At 67.9% G+C, this 23,911-nt stretch carries 23 protein-coding genes; 8 read left to right on the forward strand and 15 right to left on the reverse strand.

What is annotated here, in order from left to right:
* Positions 1–243 precede the first annotated feature (243 nt).
* The 7 genes from ribH to L8K25_RS06580 all read right to left on the reverse strand — a co-directional run bounded on the left by ribH (position 244) and on the right by L8K25_RS06580 (position 6,253).
* The gene (gene ribH, locus L8K25_RS06550; RefSeq protein WP_242138095.1) at positions 244–663 is read right to left on the reverse strand and encodes a 6,7-dimethyl-8-ribityllumazine synthase; all 420 of its coding nucleotides are present in this window, start codon (positions 661–663) and stop codon (positions 244–246) included.
* Positions 663–1,826, reverse strand: coding sequence for a 3,4-dihydroxy-2-butanone-4-phosphate synthase (ribB, locus tag L8K25_RS06555; RefSeq protein ID WP_242138096.1), 1,164 nt, complete (start codon positions 1,824–1,826; stop codon positions 663–665). Before ribB ends, ribH begins: the two co-directional genes overlap by 1 nt.
* Complete coding sequence (locus tag L8K25_RS06560) at positions 1,816–2,457, reverse strand: riboflavin synthase (protein WP_242138097.1); 642 nt, start codon at positions 2,455–2,457, stop codon at positions 1,816–1,818. The genes ribB and L8K25_RS06560 overlap by 11 nt, the downstream gene beginning before the upstream one ends.
* Before the next feature lie 4 nt (positions 2,458–2,461).
* Positions 2,462–3,493, reverse strand: a complete 1,032-nt coding sequence (gene ribD / locus L8K25_RS06565; protein ID WP_242138098.1) for a bifunctional diaminohydroxyphosphoribosylaminopyrimidine deaminase/5-amino-6-(5-phosphoribosylamino)uracil reductase RibD — start codon at positions 3,491–3,493, stop codon at positions 2,462–2,464.
* Positions 3,494–3,495: 2 nt separating this feature from the next.
* A complete protein-coding gene (locus L8K25_RS06570; protein WP_242138099.1) occupies positions 3,496–3,846 on the reverse strand; it encodes a hypothetical protein in 351 nt (116 codons plus the stop codon).
* Between the two features lie 52 nt (positions 3,847–3,898).
* Positions 3,899–4,573 (reverse strand): TonB family protein, encoded by a 675-nt coding sequence (locus L8K25_RS06575; protein ID WP_242138100.1) that lies wholly within the window; start codon positions 4,571–4,573, stop codon positions 3,899–3,901.
* Between the two features lie 354 nt (positions 4,574–4,927).
* Complete coding sequence (locus tag L8K25_RS06580) at positions 4,928–6,253, reverse strand: glutamate--tRNA ligase (protein WP_242138101.1); 1,326 nt, start codon at positions 6,251–6,253, stop codon at positions 4,928–4,930.
* A 128-nt stretch (positions 6,254–6,381) separates the two neighbouring features.
* Between L8K25_RS06580 and L8K25_RS06585 the strand changes: the two genes are divergently transcribed.
* On the forward strand, positions 6,382–7,317 hold the full coding sequence (locus L8K25_RS06585) for a ribose-phosphate pyrophosphokinase (RefSeq protein ID WP_242138102.1): 936 nt from the start codon (positions 6,382–6,384) through the stop codon (positions 7,315–7,317).
* A 25-nt stretch (positions 7,318–7,342) separates the two neighbouring features.
* Here the strand turns inward: L8K25_RS06585 and L8K25_RS06590 are convergent, their stop codons facing one another.
* A complete protein-coding gene (locus tag L8K25_RS06590) occupies positions 7,343–7,858 on the reverse strand; it encodes a sterol desaturase family protein (protein ID WP_242138722.1) in 516 nt (171 codons plus the stop codon).
* A 112-nt stretch (positions 7,859–7,970) separates the two neighbouring features.
* Here L8K25_RS06590 and sucC point away from each other — a divergent pair, with 112 nt between their 5' ends.
* The 3 genes from sucC (at position 7,971) to L8K25_RS06605 (ending at position 11,064) form a co-directional block, all read left to right on the forward strand.
* Positions 7,971–9,170 carry an ADP-forming succinate--CoA ligase subunit beta gene (gene sucC / locus L8K25_RS06595; RefSeq protein ID WP_242138103.1) on the forward strand — a complete coding sequence of 400 codons (1,200 nt, stop codon included), beginning with the start codon at positions 7,971–7,973 and terminating at the stop codon, positions 9,168–9,170.
* Between the two features lie 221 nt (positions 9,171–9,391).
* Positions 9,392–10,138: an electron transfer flavoprotein subunit beta/FixA family protein gene (locus L8K25_RS06600; protein ID WP_242138104.1), complete on the forward strand. Its 747-nt coding sequence runs from the start codon at positions 9,392–9,394 to the stop codon at positions 10,136–10,138.
* Positions 10,135–11,064, forward strand: coding sequence for an electron transfer flavoprotein subunit alpha/FixB family protein (locus L8K25_RS06605; RefSeq protein ID WP_242138105.1), 930 nt, complete (start codon positions 10,135–10,137; stop codon positions 11,062–11,064). Before L8K25_RS06600 ends, L8K25_RS06605 begins: the two co-directional genes overlap by 4 nt.
* 237 nt (positions 11,065–11,301) lie before the next feature.
* On the opposite strand, the gene L8K25_RS06610 is transcribed toward L8K25_RS06605, so the two are convergent.
* The 5 genes from L8K25_RS06610 to L8K25_RS06630 form a co-directional block, all read right to left on the reverse strand.
* Complete coding sequence (locus L8K25_RS06610) at positions 11,302–12,528, reverse strand: MFS transporter (RefSeq protein ID WP_242138106.1); 1,227 nt, start codon at positions 12,526–12,528, stop codon at positions 11,302–11,304.
* Complete coding sequence (locus L8K25_RS06615) at positions 12,528–13,532, reverse strand: histone deacetylase family protein (RefSeq protein ID WP_242138107.1); 1,005 nt, start codon at positions 13,530–13,532, stop codon at positions 12,528–12,530. The genes L8K25_RS06610 and L8K25_RS06615 overlap by 1 nt, the downstream gene beginning before the upstream one ends.
* Entirely contained in the window at positions 13,525–14,754 is a 1,230-nt protein-coding gene (nhaA, locus tag L8K25_RS06620; RefSeq protein WP_242138108.1) for a Na+/H+ antiporter NhaA, read from the reverse strand. Before nhaA ends, L8K25_RS06615 begins: the two co-directional genes overlap by 8 nt.
* A 250-nt stretch (positions 14,755–15,004) precedes the next feature.
* On the reverse strand, positions 15,005–15,826 hold the full coding sequence (locus L8K25_RS06625; RefSeq protein ID WP_242138109.1) for a shikimate 5-dehydrogenase: 822 nt from the start codon (positions 15,824–15,826) through the stop codon (positions 15,005–15,007).
* A 14-nt stretch (positions 15,827–15,840) separates the two neighbouring features.
* Positions 15,841–17,409 (reverse strand): lysine--tRNA ligase, encoded by a 1,569-nt coding sequence (locus L8K25_RS06630; RefSeq protein ID WP_242138110.1) that lies wholly within the window; start codon positions 17,407–17,409, stop codon positions 15,841–15,843.
* Positions 17,410–17,462: 53 nt separating this feature from the next.
* Here L8K25_RS06630 and L8K25_RS06635 point away from each other — a divergent pair, with 53 nt between their 5' ends.
* The 3 genes from L8K25_RS06635 (at position 17,463) to L8K25_RS06645 (ending at position 21,440) form a co-directional block, all read left to right on the forward strand.
* Positions 17,463–18,035 carry a Uma2 family endonuclease gene (locus tag L8K25_RS06635; protein ID WP_242138111.1) on the forward strand — a complete coding sequence of 191 codons (573 nt, stop codon included), beginning with the start codon at positions 17,463–17,465 and terminating at the stop codon, positions 18,033–18,035.
* A gap of 104 nt (positions 18,036–18,139) precedes the next feature.
* The gene (locus L8K25_RS06640) at positions 18,140–20,887 is read left to right on the forward strand and encodes an ATP-dependent DNA helicase (RefSeq protein WP_242138112.1); all 2,748 of its coding nucleotides are present in this window, start codon (positions 18,140–18,142) and stop codon (positions 20,885–20,887) included.
* Between the two features lie 16 nt (positions 20,888–20,903).
* Positions 20,904–21,440, forward strand: coding sequence for a histidine phosphatase family protein (locus L8K25_RS06645; RefSeq protein ID WP_242138113.1), 537 nt, complete (start codon positions 20,904–20,906; stop codon positions 21,438–21,440).
* 745 nt (positions 21,441–22,185) lie between these two features.
* On the opposite strand, the gene L8K25_RS06650 is transcribed toward L8K25_RS06645, so the two are convergent.
* Both L8K25_RS06650 and L8K25_RS06655 read right to left on the reverse strand, forming a co-directional pair.
* Complete coding sequence (locus L8K25_RS06650; RefSeq protein WP_242138114.1) at positions 22,186–22,719, reverse strand: DUF177 domain-containing protein; 534 nt, start codon at positions 22,717–22,719, stop codon at positions 22,186–22,188.
* Entirely contained in the window at positions 22,716–23,231 is a 516-nt protein-coding gene (locus L8K25_RS06655) for a ubiquinol-cytochrome C chaperone family protein (protein ID WP_242138115.1), read from the reverse strand. Before L8K25_RS06655 ends, L8K25_RS06650 begins: the two co-directional genes overlap by 4 nt.
* A gap of 127 nt (positions 23,232–23,358) precedes the next feature.
* Between L8K25_RS06655 and bamE the strand changes: the two genes are divergently transcribed.
* Positions 23,359–23,877 (forward strand): outer membrane protein assembly factor BamE, encoded by a 519-nt coding sequence (bamE, locus tag L8K25_RS06660; RefSeq protein WP_242138116.1) that lies wholly within the window; start codon positions 23,359–23,361, stop codon positions 23,875–23,877.
* Positions 23,878–23,911: the final 34 nt, after the last annotated feature.

Here is a 23,911-nt window from a genome sequence, read left to right on the forward strand (position 1 = left end):
GGGGGACGGTGGGAAGAGGGTGTGCCGAGCGTCGCCGCGCTTCCCCGGCGAAGGTAGCCCTCTTCTAACTTTTTCCAATTCTGCTTCCCCGGCGAAGGCCGGGGCCCAAGAGAGGGACTTGAGAAGTTCAGGCGCTGCGCTTCGTTACCAAAACCTGCGCTCCTGGGCCCCGGCTTCGCCGGGGAAGCGCAAAGCGGTGCGGGGAGTGCTGAATGGCGGGTGCGCGATAAACCCGCGCACGCCTTAGCCGAATCGTTCTTTCAGCGCGATCATCGCCAGAGCGGCCTTGGCAGCTTCCCCGCCCTTGTCCTTCTCGTGCCTACGCGCGCGCGTCAGCGCCTGCGCTTCGTTCTCGGTTGTCAAAATGCCGTTGCCGATCGCCAGCCCGTCCATCGACAGCGCCATCAGACCGCGCGCGCTTTCGCCCGCGACGATCTCGAAATGATAGGTCTCGCCGCGGATCACGACGCCCAAAGCGACGAACCCGTCATACTGGTCGCTGTCCGCCGCCAGCGCGACCGCGCCGGGAATCTCGAGCGCGCCCGGCACGGTGATCGTCTCGTGGCTGTGCCCCGCCTCCTCTATCGCGGCGCGCGCGCCTTCGAGCAGCAGGTCGTTGAGATGGTCGTAGAAGCGCGCTTCGACGATGAGGATCTTGGCCATTATTCTCCGCCCGTGCCGGGGATGGTGCGTTCGTCGACGATCGACAGGCCATAGCCTTCGAGCCCGACGAGCGCGTGATGCGTGTTGGTCAGCAGGATCATTTCCTCGACCCCGAGTTCGGCGAGGATCTGCGCGCCGACGCCGTAATCGCGGAGTTCCTCGACCTCGGGCGCGCCCGCGCCCTTGCCCTCGCCGCGCAGCTTGATGAAGCGCGTGACCGAATCCTTCATCGGGCGGTTGATCACGACGATCACCCCCGCGCCTTCCGCGGCGATCGCTTCCATCGCCCCCGACAACAGGCCCGATCGTTCCGACGTCTCGCCGAACATGTCGACGAAATAGGAGGCGGTGTGCATCCGCACCAAGGTCGGCTTGGCCGGGTCGATCTTGCCCTTGACCAGCGCGATCGTCTCGTCGCCGGTCGCCTTGTTGTGGAAGGTCATCGCTTTCCACTGCCCGCCCCATTTCGACTCGAACGCCATTTCGGCGCGCTTCTCGACGAGATGGTCGTGGCGGCGGCGATAGGCGATCAGGTCGCGGATCGTCCCGATCTTGAGATTATGGAGCTGCGCGAAGCCGACGAGGTCGTCGAGCCGGCTCATCGTGCCGTCCTCGTTCATGATCTCGCAGATCACGCCCGAAGGATTGAGCCCCGCCAGCCGCGACACGTCGACCGCCGCCTCGGTATGCCCGGCACGCACCAGCACGCCGCCATCGCGCGCGACCAGCGGGAAGACGTGGCCCGGCGTGACAATCTCCTCCTTGCCCTTGGACGAATCGATCGCGACCGAGATGGTCCGCGCGCGGTCGGCGGCCGAAATGCCCGTCGTCACCCCGTCGCGTGCCTCGATCGAGGTGGTGAAGGCGGTTTCGTGTCGCGTGCCATTGTGGCGGCTCATCAGCCCGAGCCCGAGCTCCTCGACGCGCTTCTTGGTCATCGCGAGGCAGATCAGTCCACGGCCATGCTTGGCCATGAAGTTGATCTTCTCCGGGGTCGCCATCTGCGCGGGAATGACGAGGTCGCCCTCATTCTCGCGATCCTCGTCATCGACCAGGATGAACATGCGGCCGTTCTTGGCCTCGTCGATCAGTTCCTCGGGCGACGACAGGAAGCCGTGGCGCAGGCGCGCGACTTCGGGACCGGTCGATGGGTTAACGGCCACGATAATGCTCCATTCGCTTGAGATACCGCGCCAGCACGTCGATCTCGATATTGATCGGCGAACCGGCCTGAAGACTGCCGAGCGTGGTGACCGCGGCGGTGTGCGGGATCAGGTTGATCCCGACGAGCACGCGGTCGTCCCCATTCTCGACGACGTCCTCGACGCTGTTGACGGTGAGCGACACGCCGTCGAGCGTGATCGACCCCTTGGGCGCGACGAACGGCGCGATGTCGGGCCCGGCGGCGATCACGACACGGAGCGATCCGCCCTCGGTCGTGGTCGAGACCACTTCGCCGATCCCGTCGACATGCCCCGTCACGATATGCCCGCCGAGTTCCTCGCCGAGCTTGAGCGCGCGTTCCAGATTGAGCTTCGCGCCGTCGGTCCATTGCCCCGCGGCGGTGCGCGACAGCGTTTCTCCCGATACGTCGGCGGCGAACCAGCCGCCAAGCGCGTCGCCGCCCCCATTTACACCCTTGTCCACGACCGTCAGACACACGCCCGAGCACGCAATCGACGCGCCGAGATCGACCCCGCTCATGTCATAGCCGGTCGCGACGATGACGCGCAGGTCGCCGCGCTGCTCGACTCGGTCGATCGTGCCGATGTCGGTAATGATCCCGGTGAACATCGCTTTATCCTCTTGCGCCCGTCGTTGCCGCGGCAAGGGGTGCCCTTACGCGTTCGTAAACCTCGAGCCGGTCGCTGCCAAGGGTGCGCGCATCGGTCAAGGCCCAGCGGCCATGCGCGTCGGCCAGCGCGGTCAATCCGATGTCAGGAAGCGTGCGCCCGCCACCGATCACGATCGGCGCGCGGTACAGCAACAGGCGGTCGACCAGATCGGCCGCGAGGAACGCCGCCGCAGTGGCGGGGCCGCCCTCGACCAGCACGTGATCGACTTGGTCGAGCGCCGCAATTGCTTCTGGCGACGCGACATTTTCCCATGCACCGGAGTCGGCATCGGAATGCGCGAAGGCGGGCGTGTGCGACAGGATCAGCCGCCGCGGCGCGCGATCGTCGAGTCCGGCAAGCCGGACGTCGAGCGCGGGCGAATCCGCGTCGATCGTCGCGCGGCCGACGAGGATCGCCTCGTGCCGCGACCGTTCGAGATGCGCGTGCGCGCGTGCTTCGGGGCCGGTGATCCACTTGCTCGTCCCCGACTCCATCGCCATCGCGCCGTCGAGCGACATGGCGAGCTTGAGCGTCACGTACGGACGGCGCAACGCAAGCCGCGTGAGGAAACCCGCCATGGACGCGCGCGCGGCAGCCTCGCCGGTCCCCACGTCGACCACGATCCCCGCCTCGCGCAACCGCGCAATCCCCACGCCATCGGTGCGCGCGTCGGGATCGCGCAGCGCGACGACGACGCGCGCGACGTTCGACAGGATCAGCAGGTCGGCGCAGGCGGGCCCGCGCGGCGAGACATGCGCGCACGGTTCGAGCGTGACATAGACCGTCGCACCGCGTGCGCGGTCGCCCGCCTGCGCGAGCGCCATCGCCTCGGCATGGGGGCGTCCGCCGGGCTGCGTCCAGCCACGCCCGACCACCTTGCCTCCCCCGTCTCCTGGCGCGACGATGATGCATCCGACGTTCGGGTTGGGCGCGGTCCGCCCGCGACCGCGCGACGCCAGCGCAAGCGCCGCGCCGATCCAGCGATGATCGCCCATCGCTAGATCCCCCAGGCCTTCAGCCCGTCGTTCACCTTCTTGAATTGCGCGCGGCGTTCCGCCTTCAGTCGCTCGAGCTCGGCGTCCTGCTTGGCCTTCGCCGCGCCGTCGATCTTCTGCTGCGCGATGATCTGCGCATCGGTGCGGTCGAGCCGCCAATTCTGCACATAGATGATGTCGCGGTGATACGGCTTGGGCGGGATCCGCGATTCATAGATCACGCCCATGATCATCACGTACGTCAGCGCGAGTGCGACCCCCATGAAGCCGAGCTGATGCGGCCGCCGCGTCGTGACATACCCCTTCACGTCGCGGAACGCCTGCCTGGGCGAGAGATATTGCAGGAACTTCATGGGAGGAGAGATAGGCGCGGGCAGGGGGCTGCGCCAGCCCCGCCCGCGCACGCTATTCCTGCCCGAGCTGGAAGCGGACCGCCATCTGCTGCCACGCCTCGACCGCCACGCCGTCGCGCGTCGCCGGGGTGAAGCGCCATTTGGTCAGCGCCTGGCGGCGAGTCGCCTCCAGGAATGCGGGCGACGCCGCGCTGATCGCCTCGACCTGCTTCACTCGCCCGTCCGTGCCGACCAGCACGCGCACGACGACTCGGCCCTCATGTTCGGCAAGACGTTCGTCCGCGGGATAGGCGGGCTGGAACGAGTCGCGGTACCGCGCGTCGATCCGGGCCGGGGTGAGGACCGGCGCGGGCGGCAGCGGGATCGTCCCCACATCCCCGCTGTCCCCGGCCGTGGCCGTCCCGCCCAGCGGCGGAAGGTCGACCTTCACCCCGGTGATGCCGCCGGTCGTCACCGGGATCGGCGGATCCGTGACATCGACGTGATCGATCGGCTTGGGCGTCACCGTCTTGGGCAGCACGCTCTTCGGCTGCGGCTTGGGATGTTCGGGCGGGGGCGGATCGGTCGGCAGCGGGATGTTGGTCGCCTCGATCGTCGGGACGAAATGCTGGACGAAATGCGGGGCAGTCAGCGAAAGCCCGAACAGCAGCACGCCGCTCGCGCCAAGCGCAAAGGCGACGCCGCCCGGATTGAGTCCGCCGGGCCGGGAATAGCGATCTGCAACCATGCGCTCATCTCCACCTAAGACCGCCCGGTCTGCGCCGGGACTAATCGAGGATGTTACATCATAACGTTACCAGCGCAAGAGACGTTGTCTCATGTCATAGCGCCGCCTGCGGGCGCATGATTCTGTCCGAACGCGCGAAGCGGTGGCTTGCCGCCGGTGCGGTGCGGCGCGTCCGGCCCGGCGACCTGACCCGGGTTGGAACAGATATCCATCCCGCATGTCCTACACGCCGCGATTCCGCTAAGCTCCGGGCACGCTCTTTGACAGATCCGCTCGCTTGACCTTCCCTTCGGAGAACGCGCGCGAAACGACTGCGTTTATCCCTAACCTTCCCCTAACCTTCCGGCGGCGGTCCTACCCCGCCAGCCGCTCGCGCGCCCGATCCTGTCCGATCAGCGGCAGCAGCGCCTTCATGTCGGGCCCGTGATCGAGCCCGGTCAGCGCGCGGCGCAGCGGCAGGAACAGCGCCTTGCCGCTGCGCCCGGTCTCCTGCTTGAGCGCGGCGGTCAGCGCGTGCCACGGGTCGGCGTCCCAGGCGATGACGTTGGTCAGCCGCGCCGCCGAGGCGAGGAAGTCGGCGTCGGCGGGGTCGCGCTCCGCGGTGATCGGGCCTTCGATCACGCGCCACCAGTCGGCGGCCTCGGCGACCGTCGTCAGGTTGGGCCGCACCGCTGCCCATTCCGCTTCGCCCATCCCGGCGGGAAGCCGGTCGGCGACCTGCGCGAAAGCGAGCTGGTGGACGATCTTGGCGTTCAACCCGCTGAGTTCCGCCTCGTCGAACCGCGCTGGCGCGCGGCCGAACCTGGCGAAGTCGAAGCTCTCGACCAGCGCCTGGGTCTCGACCAAGGGCTCGACCGGCAAGCTCGTCCCAATCCGCGCGAGCAAGGCGCGCACCGCTTCGGGTTCGATCCCGCTCTCGCGGAAATGCGCGACGCCGAGCGACCCCAGCCGCTTGGACAATTTGCCTTCCGCCCCGGTCAGCAGCGCCTCATGCGCGAAGGCGGGCGCAGGCACCCCCATCGCATCGAACATCTGAAGCTGGAGCGCGGTGTTCGAGACATGGTCCTCGCCGCGTACGACATGCGTGATCCCCATCTCGGCATCGTCGATCGCGGAGGGCAGCATGTAGAGCCACGATCCGTCGGCGCGGCGGATCACCGGGTCGCTCATCGTCGCGGCGTCGAACTTCTGCGGCCCGCGGATCAGGTCGTCCCACATGATCGGGGTTTCGTGATCGAGCTTGAAGCGCCAGTGCGGCCGGACGCCCTCGGCTTCCAGAGCGGCGCGATCCGAATCGCTCAGCGCGAGCGCAGCCCGGTCATAGATCGGCGGCAGCCCGCGTCCGGCGGCGATCTTGCGCTTGAGGTCGAGCTCCTGCGACGTCTCATAGGCGGGATACACCCGACCCGCCGCGCGCAACGCCTCGAAGCGCGCCTCGTACAAGGCAAAGCGCGCGGACTGGCGTTCCTCGCCATCGGGCACCAGCCCGAGCCACGCAAGATCCGCGCGGATCGCGTCGACGAAACGCTCCTCGCTGCGCTCCGCATCGGTATCGTCGATCCGCAGCCAGAACTGTCCGCCGGAGCGCTGCGCCCACAACCAGTTGTGCAGCGCGGCGCGGATGTTGCCAACGTGGAGGTGCCCGGTGGGCGACGGGGCGAAACGGGTGCGGACGGTCATGTGCGTGGCCTACGCACCGTCGCGATCCGGGGCAAGCGCGGCAAGGTTTGTCCCCCCGCCCCCTTTCGCGATCCGGATCGCGCTTCTAAGGGAGTCGCAAATTTGTTACGCAGTAAGGGCGGCCACACATGAAACTTCTCACCGGGAACGCCAATCTCCCGCTGGCTCGCGACATTGCCGCCTATCTCGAGATCCCGCTGACCCAGGCGAGCGTCCGCCGCTTCGCCGACGAGGAAGTGTTCGTCGAGATTCACGAGAACGTCCGCGGCGAGGACGTCTTCGTGCTCCAGTCGACCGGCTACCCGGCGAACGACAACCTCATGGAATTGCTGATCTGCATCGATGCGCTCAAGCGCGCGTCGGCCAAGCGGATCACCGCGGTTGTGCCCTATTTCGGCTATGCCCGGCAGGACCGCAAACCCGGCCCGCGCACCCCGATCTCGGCCAAGCTCGTCGCCAACCTGATCACCGTCGCGGGCGCCGACCGCGTCCTGTCGGTCGATCTCCACGCCGGGCAGATCCAGGGGTTCTTCGACATCCCGACCGACAATCTGTTCGCCGCCCCCGTGATGTCGGCGGACATCCTGACGCGCTATGGCAGCCGCAACCTGATGGTCGTCTCGCCCGACGTCGGCGGCGTAGTCCGCGCGCGCGCGCTGGCCAAGCGACTCGACAACGCCCCGCTCGCGATCGTCGACAAGCGCCGCGAGCGCGCGGGTGAATCCGAGGTGATGAACATCATCGGCGAGGTCGAGGGCCGCTTCTGCATCCTGATCGACGACATCGTCGATTCGGCCGGCACCCTGTGCAACGCCGCCGCCGCGCTGAAGCAGGCGGGCGCCGAGGGCGTTGCGGCCTATGTCACGCACGGCGTGCTGTCGGGCGGCGCGGTCGCGCGCGTCGAGGGGTCGGCGCTCGAGGAACTGGTGATCACCGATTCGATCGGGACGCACGAGGTGATCAAGGACGCCAAGCGCATCCGCAACCTGACGATCGCGCCGCTGCTCGCGGAAGCGATCCGCCGGATCGCGGACGAAAGCTCGGTGTCGTCGCTGTTCGACTGAGCCGGGGGACGACGCCCCCCGCGCCTCAGTGGATCGGGTCGCGCTGCGTCATCGGCGCGCGCACCCCGGCGCGGTGGCGGCGTTTCAGCTCCGCCTTCAGGACTTCCGGCCGTTGCGCGACCAGAAACCCGAAGCTGACGCTTCCGTCCCTGGTCTCGACCACATGGTGCAACCGGTGCGCCTGGATGATCCGCTTCATATAGGCGGATTTGGGCAGATAGCGGGTCGGCAGGCGGCGGTGCACGATGATGTCGTGAAACCCGAAATAGATCGCCCCGTACGCCGCGATCCCCGCGCCGATCCAGGTGCATCCCGGCCACCAGCCAAGCTGCACGCCGCCGAGCAGCAGCACGAACGACGGCACCGCGAAGATCGCGGCATACCAGTCGTTCAGCTCCCAGTTGCCGGTACGTGGCGCATGGTGGCTGGCATGGAGGAACCAGCCGAATCCATGCATGATCCAGCGGTGCGCAGCGTAAGCGAAAGCCTCCATCCCGACGACGGTGGCGAGAAACAGCGCAAGGGCAGCAATCCACGACATCCCTCCCACATAGGCGACCCGCGGCGCAAAGGCGAGGGTCGCAAGGGGTGGATTCACCGCGCCCGCTGTGCTTAAGGCACTCGCAAACTCGACCTCTGAAAGGCACGAACCCATGAACATCCACGAATATCAGGCCAAGGAACTCCTGGCGAAATTCGGCGTGCCGGTTCCGGCGGGCTTTTCCGCCATGTCGGTCGAGGAAGCGGTTGCAGCATCGGAGAAGCTCCCCGGGCCGCTCTACGTCGTCAAGGCGCAGATCCACGCGGGTGGCCGCGGCAAGGGCAAGTTCAAGGAACTCGGCCCCGACGCAAAGGGCGGCGTCCGCCTCGCCAAGACCGCTGACGAGGTCCGTGCGGCCGCGACCGACATGCTCGGCAACACGCTGGTGACGATCCAGACCGGCGATGCCGGCAAGCAGGTCAACCGCCTGTACGTCACCGACGGCGTCGACATCGCCAAGGAATTCTACCTCGCGCTGCTCGTCAACCGTGCCACCGGCCGCGTGTCGATGGTCGCCTCGACCGAGGGCGGGATGGACATCGAGACCGTCGCGCACGACACCCCCGAGAAGATCCACGCCATCGACATCGATTGCGCAACCGGCTTCCAGCCGCATCACGGCCGTGCGGTCGCGGCAGCCCTCGAGCTCAAGGGCGATCTCGCCAAGCAGGCCGCGAACGTCGCGTCCAAGCTGTACGATGCGTTCATGGGCACCGATGCCGAGCAGATCGAGATTAACCCGCTCGCGGTCACCGAAGACAACAAGCTGATGGTGCTCGACGCCAAGGTCGCGTTCGATGGCAATGCGATGTTCCGCCACAAGGACCTGCTGGAGCTCCGCGACGAGACCGAGGAAGATCCGGCCGAGCTCGAGGCGTCGAAGTACGACCTCGCCTATATCAAGCTCGATGGCGACATCGGCTGCATGGTCAACGGCGCCGGTCTCGCGATGGCGACGATGGACATCATCAAATTGAACGGCATGTTCCCGGCCAACTTCCTCGACGTCGGCGGCGGCGCGAACAAGGAGAAGGTCACCGCGGCGTTCAAGATCATCCTGAGCGATCCCGCGGTGAAGGGCATTCTCGTCAACATCTTCGGCGGGATCATGCGCTGCGACATCATCGCCGAGGGCATCGTTGCCGCGGCGAAGGAAGTGAACCTCGCGGTGCCGCTGGTCGTCCGCCTCGAAGGCACCAATGTCGAGAAGGGCAAGGAAATCCTCGCGTCCTCGGGTCTCGCGATCGTTCCTGCGAACGATCTTGGCGATGCCGCCAAGAAGATCGTCGCCGAGGTCCAGAAGGCCGCCTGATCCGGCGTGATTCGCGAAAATCGGGGGGCCTGGACGGAAACGTCCGGGCCCCTTTTTCGTTTAGGCCCGGAATAGTTTGACCGGACAAATGAAATGCCGTTACGTCAGGCAGGGTTTTCCGTACCGTACTTGCGAAAAGCGCGGAAAATAGCCATCTGCTCGCCAGATGCACCGCCTTAAATGCAGGCGGCGAACGCAATCGACCTTGGAAGGGATAGCCGATGAAGGTGCTGGTACCGGTCAAGCGGGTGCTTGATTACAATGTGAAACCCCGCGTGAAGGCGGATGGAACGGGCGTCGATCTGGCGAACGTCAAGATGAGCATGAACCCGTTCGATGAGATCGCGGTCGAGGAAGCGATCCGGCTCAAAGATAAGGGTGTCACCGAGATCGTCGTCGTGTCGATCGGCGAGCAGAAGAGCCAGGAAACGCTGCGCACCGCGCTCGCGATGGGCGCCGACCGGGCGATCCTGGTCGTGTCCGAGGACCGGGTCGAGCCGCTCGGCGTTGCCAAGCTGCTGAAAGCCATCGTCGACGAGGAAAAGCCCGATCTGGTGATCCTCGGCAAGCAGGCGATCGACGACGACAACAACCAGACCGGGCAGATGCTCGCGGGGTTGCTCGGTGTCGGTCAGGCGACGTTCGCGTCGAAGGTCGAGCTCGCCAGCGACAGCGTCACCGTGACGCGCGAGGTCGATGGCGGGTCGGAGACCGAGACGCTCAAGCTCCCGGCGATCGTGACGGTCGACCTGCGGCTCAACGAACCGCGCTACGCGTCGCTGCCCAACATCATGAAGGCCAAGTCCAAGCCGATGGCGCAGAAGACACCGGCCGATTTCGGGGTCGACGTCAGCCCGCGCCTGACCACGCTCAAGGTGGTCGAACCCGCCAAGCGCTCCGCCGGCGTGAAGGTCGCGGACGTGGATGAACTGGTTGCCAAGCTCAAGACGATGGGAGTTTCCAAGTGAAGACGCTCGTTTGGGTCGAACATGACGGTGCCACCGTCAAGGACGCCACGCTCGCCGTGGTCACCGCCGCTGCGCAGCTCGGCGAGGTGCATCTGCTCGTCGCTGGCCAGGGCGTCGACGCCGTCGCCGCCGAAGCCGCGAAGATCGCGGGCGTGGGCAAGGTGCATGTCGCCGACGACGCCGCCTATGCGCATGCGCTCGCCGAGAACGTCGCGCCGCTGATCGTCCAGCTGATGGGCGATCACGACGCGTTCCTCGCGCCCGCCACCACCAATGGCAAGAACATCGCGCCGCGCGTCGCCGCGCTGCTCGATGTCATGCAGATCAGCGACATCCTGTCGGTCGAGAGCGAGGACACGTTCACGCGCCCGATTTATGCAGGCAACGCGATCGCGACGGTCCAGTCGAAGGACGCCAAGAAGGTCATCACCGTCCGCGGCACCGCCTTTGCCAAGGCGGCGACCCAGGGGGGCACGGGCACGATCGAGGCGGTCGCGACGACCGGCGACCTCGGCGTGTCGACCTATGTCGGCAGCGAGATCGCCAAGTCGGAGCGGCCCGAGCTGACCTCGGCCAAGATCATCGTCTCGGGTGGGCGTGCGCTCGGGTCGGGCGACAAGTTCCACGAACTGATCGATCCGCTCGCCGACAAGCTCGGTGCCGGCGTCGGCGCGAGCCGTGCGGCGGTCGACGCGGGCTATGCCCCGAACGACTATCAGGTCGGCCAGACCGGCAAGATCGTCGCGCCGGAAGTCTATGTCGCGGTCGGCATCTCGGGCGCGATCCAGCATCTCGCGGGCATGAAGGATTCCAAGACGATCATCGCGATCAACAAGGACGAGGATGCGCCGATCTTCCAGGTCGCGGACATCGGCCTGGTCGGGGATCTGTTCAAGATCCTGCCGGAGCTGACCGGCAAGCTCTGAGCGGCGTGACCGACGTCGAGCGGCTAAAGCGGGCGGCCCGAAAGGGTCGCCCGTTTTATTATGGTAGCGCAACATTCCTTGTTGTTTGCGGCGCCGTTACTCGGCATGAACCATGCCGTTGCTCGGGGGGGCAGCGAGTACGAGTCGGCAGGTTCAGCGAATCGTTTGCGCGCCCCGCGTGGGGGTTCGCGGTTTGTGCAGCGCATCGGTCCGCTGAACCTCGTCACCCGTTTCGCGTCAATCGCTGCCGATCGGCTTGGGTGGCGTCACGGTCTGGTCGGGCAAGGGCGGCACGCGCCGCAGCATCAGCGCGACGACCAGTGCGGCCGCACCGAGCATCAGGCAGAACAGCGTGACCCCCGGCCACCCCGCGCGCGTCCAGGCGATTCCACCGGCCGAGCCCAGCACGCTCGATCCGGCATAATAAAAGAACAGGTACAGCGCGGTGCCTTGCCCGCGATGCTCCAACGCGCGCCGCCCGACCCAGGCGCTGGCGATCGAATGCGCGCCGAAGAAGCCGATCGTCACCGCCGCGATCCCGGCGATGACGCTCCACAACGGCGTGGTCGCGGTCAGCGCGATGCCCGCGATCAGCAGGACCACCGGCATCCAGAACACCAGCCGCCGCCCGCGTCGCCCCGCCAGCGCCCCGAACCAGGCCGAACTCGCCGACCCGAGCAGGTACAGCAGGAAGATTGCCCCGACGGCCGCATGACCCAGGCCGTACGGCGGGGCCATCAGGCGGAACCCGACATAGTTGTAGAGCGTGACGAAGACGCCCATCAGCAGGAACGCCTCGGCATAGAGCAGCGGCAGCGCGCGATCCGCGAACAGCGTTCGCGTCGCCTGCCAGACCGATCCACGCCGCTGCGTCCGCCGGACGAAGCCCTGCGACTCGGGCGCGAGCCGCCGGAACGCCTCCGCCATCGCCAGCCCCGCCAGCCCGACGATCCCGAGCGCCCAGCGCCAGTCGGCGACCTCGGCGATCAGGCTGACGCCGAGCCGCCCCGCCATCCCGCCGATCGCGCTGCCCGCGATATACAGGCCCATCGCAGACCCGACCGAGGCATGGTCGACCTCCTCCGCGACATAGGCCATCGCCACCGCGGGCACCCCCGCCAGCGCGACTCCCGTGGCGAAGCGCAGCGCGAGCAGCACCGTCCAGTTCGGCGCGATCGCGGTGGCAAGGCTGAACAGGCCGGCGAGGAACATCGCGGCGACCATCATCGGCCGCCGCCCGATCCGGTCGGACAGCGCGCCGGCAAACAGGATCCCGATCGCCAGCGGCCCGGTCGCGAGCGAGACGGCAAGGCTCGCGCCTTCCGCCTTGACGCCGAATTGCGCCGCGAAGACCGGAAGCAGCGGCTGGACCGAATAGAGCAGCGAAAAGGTCGAGAAGCCCGCGAACAACATCGCCAGCGTCAGGCGGCGGTATCCGGCACTCCCCTTGGCATGCGCCGCCATCAGAAGCCGGACAACAGGCTGGCGACGTTCCGGCCCAAAGCATCGACCGCATAGCCGCCCTCCATCGCGATCACGCTGGGCCAGCCGCACGCGGCGATGTCCCGCGCAAGCACGGCATAATCGTCGGTGGTCAGCTTGAAATGCGCGATCGGATCGCTCTCCCACGTATCCGCGCCGAAGCTGACGACGAGCAGGTCGGGCGCGAACCGCGCGATCGCTTCCAGCGCCTGATCCTGCGCGCGGCGGAACGGCGCGAGGCCGGCGCCTTGCGGCAGCGGCAGGTTGAGCGTCGCGCCCTCGCCGTCGCCCGCGCCGGTCTCGTCGGCATGGCCCCAGTAGAACGGGTAATCGCTCGCGGGATCGGCATGGATGCTCGCGTAGAACACGTCGCCGCGATCCCAGAAGATGTCCTGCGTGCCGTTGCCGTGGTGATAATCGATATCGAGGATCGCGACGCGCTGCCGCCCCGCCTCTCGCGCGGCCTGCGCGGCGATCGCTGCGGTGTTGAGGTAGCAATAGCCGCCGTAATAATCCGCGCCGGCATGATGGCCGGGCGGGCGGCACAGCGCGAACGCCGCGCGTTCGCCCTCGAGTACGGCATGCGTCGCGGCGAGCACGCTTTGCGCGCTGGCATAGGCCGAGTCCCAGCTTTGCGCGGTCAGCGGGGTCGAGGCGTCGAAGCTGTAGCGCCCGATCTGCCCGTCGATCCGGTCGAGCCTGAGCGACCGCCGCCCGACCACCGGCCAGACATAGCCCATCGCATCCCCCGGCCGCCCCGCCGCCGCCCAGCGCCCCGGGCCGTCGCGCAGGAACGCGAGGTAATCGTCGGTATGGACCGCGCGGATCGCCGCGTCGCCGCGATCCTCCGGGGTTTCCGCGCCGCCGATCGCGGCGAGGATCGCCTCCGCGCGCGACGGTGTCTCGGCATAAGCGGTGAAGCCGCCGTTGTGGAGCTCCTGCGCCGGCGCATGCGCGAGCTGGCGGGGAGAGAAGAAGCTACGCATCGCGTTCCTTTCGTGTCGCCGGGACCAGTCGCAGGACCAGATAGCCCGCCACCGCCGCCAGCGTCGATCCGGCGAGCACGCCGATCTTGACCTCGTCCTGCAACGCTTCGCTGCCCGGAAACGCCAGTCCCCCGATAAACAGGCTCATCGTGAAACCGATCCCCGCGAGCAGTGCGACGCCGTACAGCTGGATCCAGCGCATCCCCTTCGGTCGTCGCGCGATCCCGAGCCGTTCGGCGAGCGCGACGCCGCCCATGATCCCGGCCTGTTTGCCCAGGAACAGCCCGCCCGCGATGCCGAGCACGAGCGGGTCGAGCGCCACCGCCGGGCTGATGCCGGCGAACGATACCCCGGCGTTGGCGAAGGCGAACAGCGGCACGATCCCGAACGACACCCACGGCGACAGCGCATGTTCGAGCCGGTGGAGCGGCGATTCAACCGAATCCGGCATGCCCGGCGACCGCGTCACCGGGATCAGCGCGGCGGTGACGACGCCGGCGACGGTCGCATGCACGCCCGACAGCAGCACCAGCCACCAGAGTGCGGCGAACCCCACCAGATACGGCCAGATCTGCATTACGCGCCGGTTCTTGAGCACCAGCAGGATCAGCACCACGCCGACCGCCCCGCCGAGTGCGACCAGGTCGATCCCGCTGGTATAGGCCAGCGCGATGATCGCGACCGCGCCGCAATCGTCGACGATCGCGACCGTCGTGAGGAACAGCTTAAGCGCCGGGCTGACGCGCCGGCCGAGCAGCGCGAGCACGCCGATCGCAAAGGCGATGTCGGTCGCGGCGGGGATCGCCCAGCCGGCGCGGAACATCGGATTGCCACCGGCGATCGCGAGGAAGACGAGCGCGGGAACGATCATCCCCGCCGCGGCCGCGACGACCGGCAGGCGCCGTCGTGCCGGCGAGGACAATTGTCCGTCGACCAGCTCGCGCTTGATCTCGAGCCCGACGAACAGGAAGAACACGGCCATCAGCCCGTCGTTGATCCACAGATGCACCGTCATCGGCCCGATCGCAGGCGCGAGCACCGGGCCGGTCGCGACGTGGAGCACGTGGAAATACGCGTCGGCGAGTGGCGAGTTGGCGACCATCAACGCGACCGCCGCCGCCGCCATCAGGACCAGCCCGCTGGTCGCCTCATGCGCCAGGAAGGTCCGCAAGGCGGAACGGATCTTCCGCACGGCGCGCGGCGGGGTGGGGAGGTGTGCCATGTATCCGGCCTAACGCGTGGGAGACCCGGGGGGAACCGGAAGCGAGCGGCGGGTTTGGGAAACGCCTCTTCCCGGTCGCCACTTCGGTCGTCCCCGGCCCCAAAAGCTGCCGTCATGCTGAACTTGTTTCAGCATCCACGGCGCAACAGGCATAGTCCGGACATGTGGAGGGCTGGATCCTGAAACAAGTTCAGGATGACGGAATGGGGTGGCGGTAATCCTCCCCCCCGCTCCCCCGCTCCGCTTCTGCCTACCCGTTCGCGCGGGCGAACGCTGCGGCCTCCGCGACCTGATCCGCGTCGGGCGTCACCCCGGTGTACAACACGAACTGGTCGAGCGCCTGCAAGGTCGCCACCTCCGCCCCCGTGATCACACGCTTGCCCGCCGCCCGCGCCGCGCGGAGCAATGGCGTCTCGGGCGGATATTGCACCACGTCCACTACCACGTCGCTCGCCGCGATCATCGCCTGCGGGAAAGCGAGCGCAGCGGCATCGCCCCCGGTCATCCCGAGCGGGGTGACGTTGAGCAGCAGCCCCGCCGCATCCTCGCCCAACTCGGCACGCCAGGCGAACCCGTACAGCGCCGCAAGCCCCTGCCCCGCCGCCGTATTGCGCGCGACGATCGTCCCGTCGCGAAACCCCGCGTCGCGGAGTGCCGCGGCCACCGCCTTCGCCATCCCGCCCGATCCGCGCAGCATGAAGCGCGTCGCGGGGTCGATGTCGGCGATCAGCCGCGCGACCGCGGCATAATCGGTATTGTGCCCGGTCAGCACGCCGTCGTCGTTGACGATCGTGTTGACGCTGTCGATCGCCGCCGCCGAGGGCGCGAGGCCGTCGAGCAGCGGGATCACCGCTTCCTTGAACGGCATCGAGATCGCGCAGCCGCGAATGTCGAGCGCACGAATCCCGCGCACCGCGCCCTCCAGGTCCTGCGTCGAGAACGCCTTGTAGACGAAATCCAGCCCCAGCGTTTCGTACAGCCGGTTGTGGAAGCGCGTCCCGAAAGTGCCCGGACGCGCCGCCAGCGACATGCACAGCCGCGTCGTCGGGCCGATCAGCGGTTTGGTCGGCATGGGTAGGTCCTCCGTCAGTCCGCCAGCGCCTCGGCGATCAGCGTGCGGGTATTGTCGATCCCGTAGAGCGCGATGAAGCTGCCCATCCGCGGCCCCTGCGACGAGCCGAGCAACGTCTCGTACAACGCACCGAACCAGCTGCGCAGCGGATCGAACCCGCCCTCGTTGCCGATCGCATAGACGATGTTCTGCAAATCGACCGCCGAGGCATCGGCAGGCGCGGCGGCCAGATCGCGATCGAGCCGTTCGAGTGCGGTGACCTCGATCCCCACGGGCTTGCGCCGCTGGAGCGTCGGCGCGACGAAATCGCGGTTGTAGGCGAGCGCATGGCCGATCAGCGCGTCGAGCTCGGGCGTGATTTCGCCCTCTACGTAGTTGCTGAGATACCCCCGCACCTGCTCCGCGGTCGCGCCCGCGCCGAGCACGCCGACGAGGTTGAGCAGCAGCCCGAACGTCACCGGCGGGGTCGTCCCCGGCACATCGCCGTCATGGATGTGATGCACCGGATTGCCGAGCTTCTGCTCGACCGGAAGCGCTGCATATTTTCCGCGGAAATCGAAATACTCGTCCACCGCGCGCGGGATGACGCCGACGTGGAGCTGCTTGGCCTTCTTGGGCTCGCGATAGGCGAAGAAGGACAGGCTTTCCTGCGTCCCGTAATCGAGCCACTGCTCGAGCGTCAGCCCATTGCCCTTCGACTTGGAGATCTTCTCGCCCTTCTCGTCGAGGAACATCTCGTAGATCAGCCCCTCGGGCGGCCGACCGCCGAGCACGCGTGCGATCTTGCCCGACTGGACGCCGCTGTCGATCAGGTCCTTGCCGTACATCTCGTAATCGACGCCCAAAGCGACCCAGCGCATCGCCCAGTCGACTTTCCACTGCAGCTTGGCGTGGCCGCCGAGGATCGATTGCACCAGCACTTCGCCGTCGCTGTCGGTGAAGCGGATCGTGCCCTCCTCGATATTGACGACCTCGACCGGGACCTGGAGCACGACGCCGGTCTTGGGGCTGATCGGCAGGATCGGCGAATAGGTCGCGGCGCGTTCCTTGCGCAGCGTCGGGAGCATCACGCCCATGATCGCGGCATAATTGCGCAGCACGCCCTTGAGCGCATCGTCGAACACCCCGGCCTCATATTGCGAGGCGGAGGAGATGAATTCGTATTCGAAGCCGAAGCGATCGAGGAAATCGCGCAGCATCGCATTGTTGTGCGCTGCGAAACTCTCGAACTTCTCGAACGGATCGGGAATGCGGCTGAGCGGCTTGCCGAGATGCTCGGCCAGCATCGCCTGGTTGGGGACGTTGTCGGGCACCTTGCGCAGGCCGTCCATATCGTCGCTGAATTCGATCAGCCGGGTCGGCGCATCCGACAGCGTTTGGAACGCGTGGCGTACCATCGTCGTGCGCAGCACTTCGTTGAACGTGCCGATATGCGGGAGCCCCGAGGGACCATAGCCCGTTTCGAAGATGACGGGTGCGTTCCCCGGCTTGCCGTCGGGATGGCGCTTGAGGAGCTTGCGCGCTTCCTCATACGGCCAGGCCTTGGAGTCTTGGGCGGCGGTGCGGAAAGCTGTGTCGGTCATGATGCCCGCGTTTGCCGCTTTAGGGGGGCAAGCGCAAATGCTATGGTCATCCCATGAACATGCCGCCGTCCCTGACCGAGCCGCATCGCCTGAAGCTCCGTATCGAGGATTTCACACTCCTCGATCACGCGGGCGTGTTTGACGCGTACGGAAAGGTCGAACTGATTGACGGGGTGATCGAGGTCATGAACGCGGAATTCCGGCGGCATAATCGGATCAAGAATTATTTGACCCGTCGCTTGCAGCGCGCGCTGGAAGACATCGGCTCGCGGTATGAGGCGTTCAGCGAATCGTCGCTCGCGCTACCGTCGCACGATTTGCCGCAGCCCGACGTGATCGTTGCCCGCGGGGGGTCGGACGATCGCTATTATGAAGTGCGCGACCTCGCGATCGTTGTCGAGGTAGCGGACAGCACGGTTGCCCGCGATCTCGGCGTCAAATGCGCGCTGTATTTGGCGCACGGCGTGCCGGAATATTGGGTCGTCGCGGTGGCAAGCGGCGAGGTGCACCAGTTCTGGGATCCGGGGGTGGACGGCTTCGCCGCGCGACGCATGGTGCCGCTCGAGGGCGAACTCACCAGTGCGACGATGCCGGCGTTGGCGATCGACGGACGCGGCCTCCTATAACGGCTTCCCCACGCGCGCCGGGGGAGCGCCGTTTCCGATGGCGAAGCGAGCAATCCACCGCCTCCAGCGTTGCCATTCCGTTCCCGCCACGCGATATACCCCCCGTGGCCACGCTTCCCTATCCTGCCCTGCATGCCAGCCACAGCGGCATCTGGATCGCCGACGCGAACGGCACCCGCCCGATCGGGCGCGGCGAGGCGATCCGGATCGCCGCCGATACCCCTGTCATCCTGCTCAATGCCGCGCTGATCGGGCAGCGGCTGGGCTATGCCGATCTCTCGGGGCTCGACCTGCTCGAACTCTACGCGTTCCTCTGCCCCGCGCGCTTCATGGTGCCGACCCCGCGCGGGCTGGCGCGCGTCGCGGGGCTCGCCGCGCCCGAGGCCGACGCCGAGATCGCGCAATTCCTCCGTGCCGCAACCGAGGCGTTGCTCGGGATGATCGGATCGGACGACTGGCCCGAGCGCGAGGGATCGTGGACCGCCGCGCAATCCTTGTTCAAGCTCCGCTGGACCTGGGCGCCGCTGCTGGTCGACCGGCTCCCCAGGCCCAAGGTCGCCGAACGCTGGCTCTACACCCGCCTCCCCGAATGGACCGAAGGTGCGCCCCGCCCCGCCCCGCGCACCGTGTCGCTCGACGCCGACCAGACGCAGCAACGGCTCGCCACGCTCACCGGCAGCGCCGCCGAACAACGTCCGGGCCAACGCGCCTATGCCCAGGCTGCACGCGAGGCGTTCGCGCCGCGGATGACGCAAGGCGCGCCCAACATGGTGCTGGCCGAAGCGGGGACCGGGATCGGCAAGACGCTCGGTTATCTCGCGCCCGCGTCCTTGTGGGCGGAGCAGGCAGGTGGCGCGGTGTGGGTGTCGACCTTTACCAAGGCGCTCCAGCGGCAATTGGGGCAGGAAAGCGCGCGGCTGTTCCCCGACGCCACCGTGCGCAAGGCCAAGGTCGTGACGCGCAAGGGGCGCGAGAATTACCTGTGCCTGCTCAACCTCGAGGATGCGTTGCAGGGCGGGTTCGCCGGGCGCGCGGCGATCCTCGCGCAACTGGTCGCGCGCTGGGCGGGATATACCGCGGACGGGGACATGGTCGGGGGCGATCTGCCCGGCTGGCTGACCACGCTGTTCCGCCGCAACGGATCGACCGCGCTGACCGACCGGCGCGGCGAGTGCGTCTATGCGGGGTGCCCGCATTACCGGAAATGTTTCATCGAACGCGCCGCGCGCGCGAGTGCCGATGCCGATCTGGTGATCGCCAATCATGCGCTGGTGATGGTCAACGCCGCGCGCGGGCGCGAGCAGACGACTCGCCCCACGCGCTATGTGTTCGACGAGGGGCATCACATTTTCGACGCCGCCGACGCGATGTTCTCGACCGCGCTGACCGGCGCGGAGACGATCGAGCTGCGCCGCTGGGTGATCGGCCCCGAATCGGGCGGGCGTGGGCGGCGGCGCGGGCTGGCGGCGCGGCTGTCGGACGTGGCGAGCTATGACGAGGCGGGCGGACGCGCGATCACCGATGCGGTGGTCGCGGCGCACGCGCTCGCCAGCGACGGCTGGTTGCAACGGCTGGGGGAGGGTGCCCCGTTCGGGCCGGTCGAGGCATTGCTCGCGGCGGTGCGCGGGCTGACCTATGCGCGCGCCGAGACCGAGGGCGATGCGGGCTATGGCCTGGAAACCGAACTCGCCGAACCCGATCCCGCCTTGATCGAGGCCGCCGCACCCGCCGCCGAGGCGCTCGATGCGCTGGTGCGCCCGCTGGTCGCGCTCGGGCGGCGGCTGGAAGCGGTGCTCGAGGAAGGGCCCGACTGGATGGACGGGCAGGCGCGCGCGCGGATCGAGGGTGCGGTCGCGTCGCTTGCGTGGCGCGCGGATACGGTCGCGGCGTGGCTGTCGCTGCTGACGCGGATCGGCGGGCCGGCCTCGCCCGATTTCGTCGACTGGATGGCGGTCGACCGTGTCGAGGGGCGCGATTACGACGTCGGGCTCCACCGCCACTGGCTCGACCCGACCCGGCCATTCGCCGAGACGGTGCTCAAGCAGGCACATGGCGTGCTCGTCACTTCCGCGACGCTGCGTGGCGGCGATGCGAGCAGCGACGAATCCGGTAATGGGGGCGGCTGGGACGTCGCCGAAGCGCGCACCGGCGCGAACCACGTGCTGCGCGGCGCGAGCCGGTTCGCCGCGCTGTCGCCGTTCGATTATGCCAACCAGGCCGAAGTGCTGATCGTCACCGACGTCAAGCGCGGCGACATGGCGGCGCTCGCCAATGCCTATGCGCGGCTGGGGCTCGCGAGCGGGGGCGGGATGCTCGGGCTGTTCACCGCGATCCGGCGGTTGCGCGGAGTCCATGCGCGGATCGCGGACCGCTTGGCGCGCGAAGGGCTGCCACTTTATGCGCAGCATGTCGACCCGATCGATACGGGGACTTTGGTCGACATCTTCCGCGACGATCCTGCCGCGTCGCTGCTCGGCACCGACGCCTTGCGCGACGGGGTCGACGTGCCCGGACGCTCGCTGCGGATGGTCGTGCTCGAGGGGGTGCCATGGCCCAAGCCGACCGTGCTCCACGCCGCGCGCCGGATGGCGGCGACGGGCGAGGGGGGCGGCAAGGCCTATGACGACCGCATCGTCCGCGCGCGGATGGCGCAGGCGTTCGGGCGGCTGATCCGCCGCGCGGACGATCACGGGATGTTCGTGCTGCTGTCCTCCGCGATGCCGTCGCGGTTGCTCACCGCCTTTCCGCCCGGCGTTGCGATCACGCGCGTCACGCTCGATGAGGCCGTTGCGCGCGCCGCGGCGCTTCCCTCGGTCGTGCAAACGGGGCATGGGGCTCGCGCAACCGCCTGAATGACGGAGAAGGCCCGTGAAGACGCTGACGCTGCTGCGCCATGCCAAGTCGGGTTGGGATGACCCGGCGCTGCGCGATTTTGATCGGGCATTGAATCCCAAGGGAAAACGCGCCGCCGCAATGATGGGGACGCATTTGCGCAGCGCAGGTCTGGCGTTCGACAAGGTCGTCGCCTCGCCCGCGGTGCGCGTGGTCGAGACGCTCGCGGGGGTGGAGAGCGGCTATGGCCGGACGCTCGCGCCCGCGTGGGACCGGCGGATCTATCTCGCCTCGGCAGTGACGCTGCTCGACCTGGTGCATGCGGTGCCCGTGGCGACCGAGCGGCTGCTGCTGGTCGGGCATAATCCGGGTCTGGAGGATCTCGCTTTGTGGCTGGTGCCGATGTCGGAGGAGCCGTTGCGGGTGGCGCTCGAGGCGAAATATCCGACCGCGACGATGGCGGAGATGACGTTCGACGGGGAATGGGGGGATCTCGCGCCAGGCGCGGCGCGGCTAACGAAGTTCGTACGCCCGCGCGATCTGGACGCGAGCTTGGGGCCGGACGAGGACTGAGACGGGTCGCCGCTACTGTCTTGCAAATCGCTCCTGTCCTGATGACTTCCCCGGCGAGGGCCGGGGCCCAGGAGCGGGCGGCATAAGGCGGGTGCTGCGCTTCGCCCCAGCAACCTTCGCTACTGGGCCCCGGCCTTCGCCGGGGAAGCGCAGAAGGTGCCTCGATGCCGCTCGAACCTTGCGGGAGGTGGTGAAACGCCCGTCCAGGAACAGGCACCGCCAGACCCTGATGACTTCCCCGGCGAAGGCCGGGGCCGAGGAGCGGGCGGCATAAGGCGGGTGCTGCGCTTCGCCCCAGCAACCTTCGCTACTGGGCCCCGGCCTTCGCCGGGGAAGCGCAGAAGGTGCCCTTGATGCCGCTCGAACCTTGCGGGAGGTGGTGAAACGCCCGTCCAGGAACAGGCACCGCCAGACCCTGATGACTTCCCCGGCGAAGGCCGGGGCCGAGGAGCGGGCGGCATAAGGCGGGTGCTGCGCTTCGCTTCAGCGACCTTCGCGACTGGGCCCCGGCCTTCGCCGGGGAAGCGCAGAAGGTGCCCTTGATGCCGCTCGAACCTTGCGGGAGGTGGTGAAACGCCCGTCCAGGAACAGGCACCGCCATACCCTGATCACTTCCCCGGCGGAGGCCGGGGCCCAGCAGCGGGCGGCATGAGGCGGATGCTGCGCTTCGCTTCAGCGACCTTCGCGACTGGGCCCCGGCCTTCGCCGGGGAGGGGCTGGCGGTGTTGTTCGAGTCAACGACGGGTCACGACCGGTTCAGCCGCTTCTCGAGCGCTTCCTTCAGCCCTGCGAGCGCGCCCGCGGGCTTGGCCTCTTCCTCGCTGATCACGCCTGCCGCCCTGAGCGCCGCCGCGGCATTGGGCCCGCGGGGGAAGGGATCGAGCGACAGCGCCATCGTTTCCGCCGCCGCCTCGCCGAGATCGATCGCCGCGCCGTCGAACACCATCGTGTCGAGCGCGTCGGGATCGAGCTCGATCTCCTCCGAATCAGGTTCGTGGTCGACGAAGCGCAAGGCGATCGGCTCCTCGACCGTCACCGGCAACGGATCGTCGGTGACCGAACACGCCTGCACCACCGCCGCGCGCACGGTCCCGCGCGCGACCACGCCGGCGGCATCGCGGCGCACCGCGAACGTCGCCTCGAGCCGGTCGACCGAAATCAGGTCGAACCGCCTGGCGAGCGCCGCGCGCTCGGCATCGTTTGCGGTGATGGTGATGGTGCGTTCGCCCTCGCCGATCGTGTCGATCCGCTCGGTGCGCGAAAATTCGGGGGCGGTCATGCGATGTCTCCCGCAAGGATCGTGGACGTGGGCAGGGCCGCGAGTCGCGCGTCGAACGCAAACAGCGCGTCCTGGGTATGCGCCAGCGCGGCGGGGGCAGGGGGCCCCGCCCGGTACAGGTTGCGTTCCAGCGCCGCGCCAAGGTCGCGCGCCGCCAGGCCGTCGCGATAGGCGCCGAGCCGACCGCCGAGCATTCCCATCATCTTGCCGATATGCTTGCCGACGCCGATGTCGCCGACGCCGGATTCGCGCAGCTGCCCGTCCATGTCGCTGACGAACCGTTCGGTCAGCCGCGCGCTCGCCGCGGCGGCGGACGGGTCGCGTTCGAGCCGCAGCAGGACGAACGACAGGATCGCCGCGATCATGTCGAAGCGGCCGTCGATCGTGTCGGGCACGCCCCCCGCCTCATACCAGTGCGGCAGCCGCGCCTGCGCGACGACGCCGTGGTACAGCGCCAGCGCGACCGCGTCCTCGCGACCCCCGAAAACCTTCGATAACCAGTTCAAACGCATATCCTCTCGCGGTTGCCCAAGGCCTGCCCTTGTTTGGCCGCGTTTCCCGGCATATTGAGGCATCGCGTCCGGGATGCAATGGAATGGCGCGCCCTGCCCTGGGTGCCGCGCCGGTGTGGAGAAGTCGATGAGCCTCAAGTCCGTCCGCCAGCTGACGGCCGCCGTCCTCGCCGCCACCATCATCGTGGGGGGGAGCGCCTGCGTTCCGCTGAAATCGCATCAGGGCTATGTGATCGATCCCGACCTGGTCAATTCGGTCCAGACCGGCACCGACAACCGCCAGTCGGTGCTCGCGGTGCTCGGCAAGCCGACCTTCACCAGCCAGTTCAACGAAGGCGACTGGTATTATATCAGCCGCGAGACCCGCAACTACGCCTATAACAACCCGAAGGTGCGCGAGCAGACGACCGTGCGGATCAGCTTCGACGATCGCGGCGTGGTGTCGGCGGTGCGGCGCACCGGGGTCGAACAGGTCGCGAGCATCAGCCCGTCGAGCAAGATCACGCCGACCCTGGGCAAGAAGCGCAGCTTCTTCGACGAATTGTTCGGCAACATCGGAACGGTCGGCGCCATCGGCGGCGGTGGTGGCGGCGGGGGTACGGGCGGTGGCCCCAACGGCAGTGGCGGTGGTCGCGACACGCCGTAACGCCGGCGTTACACCCTGATACAACCCTGTCGCT

The sequence above is a fragment of the Sphingomonas sp. TREG-RG-20F-R18-01 genome (genome assembly GCF_022662475.1).
Taxonomy (GTDB): domain Bacteria; phylum Pseudomonadota; class Alphaproteobacteria; order Sphingomonadales; family Sphingomonadaceae; genus Sphingomonas.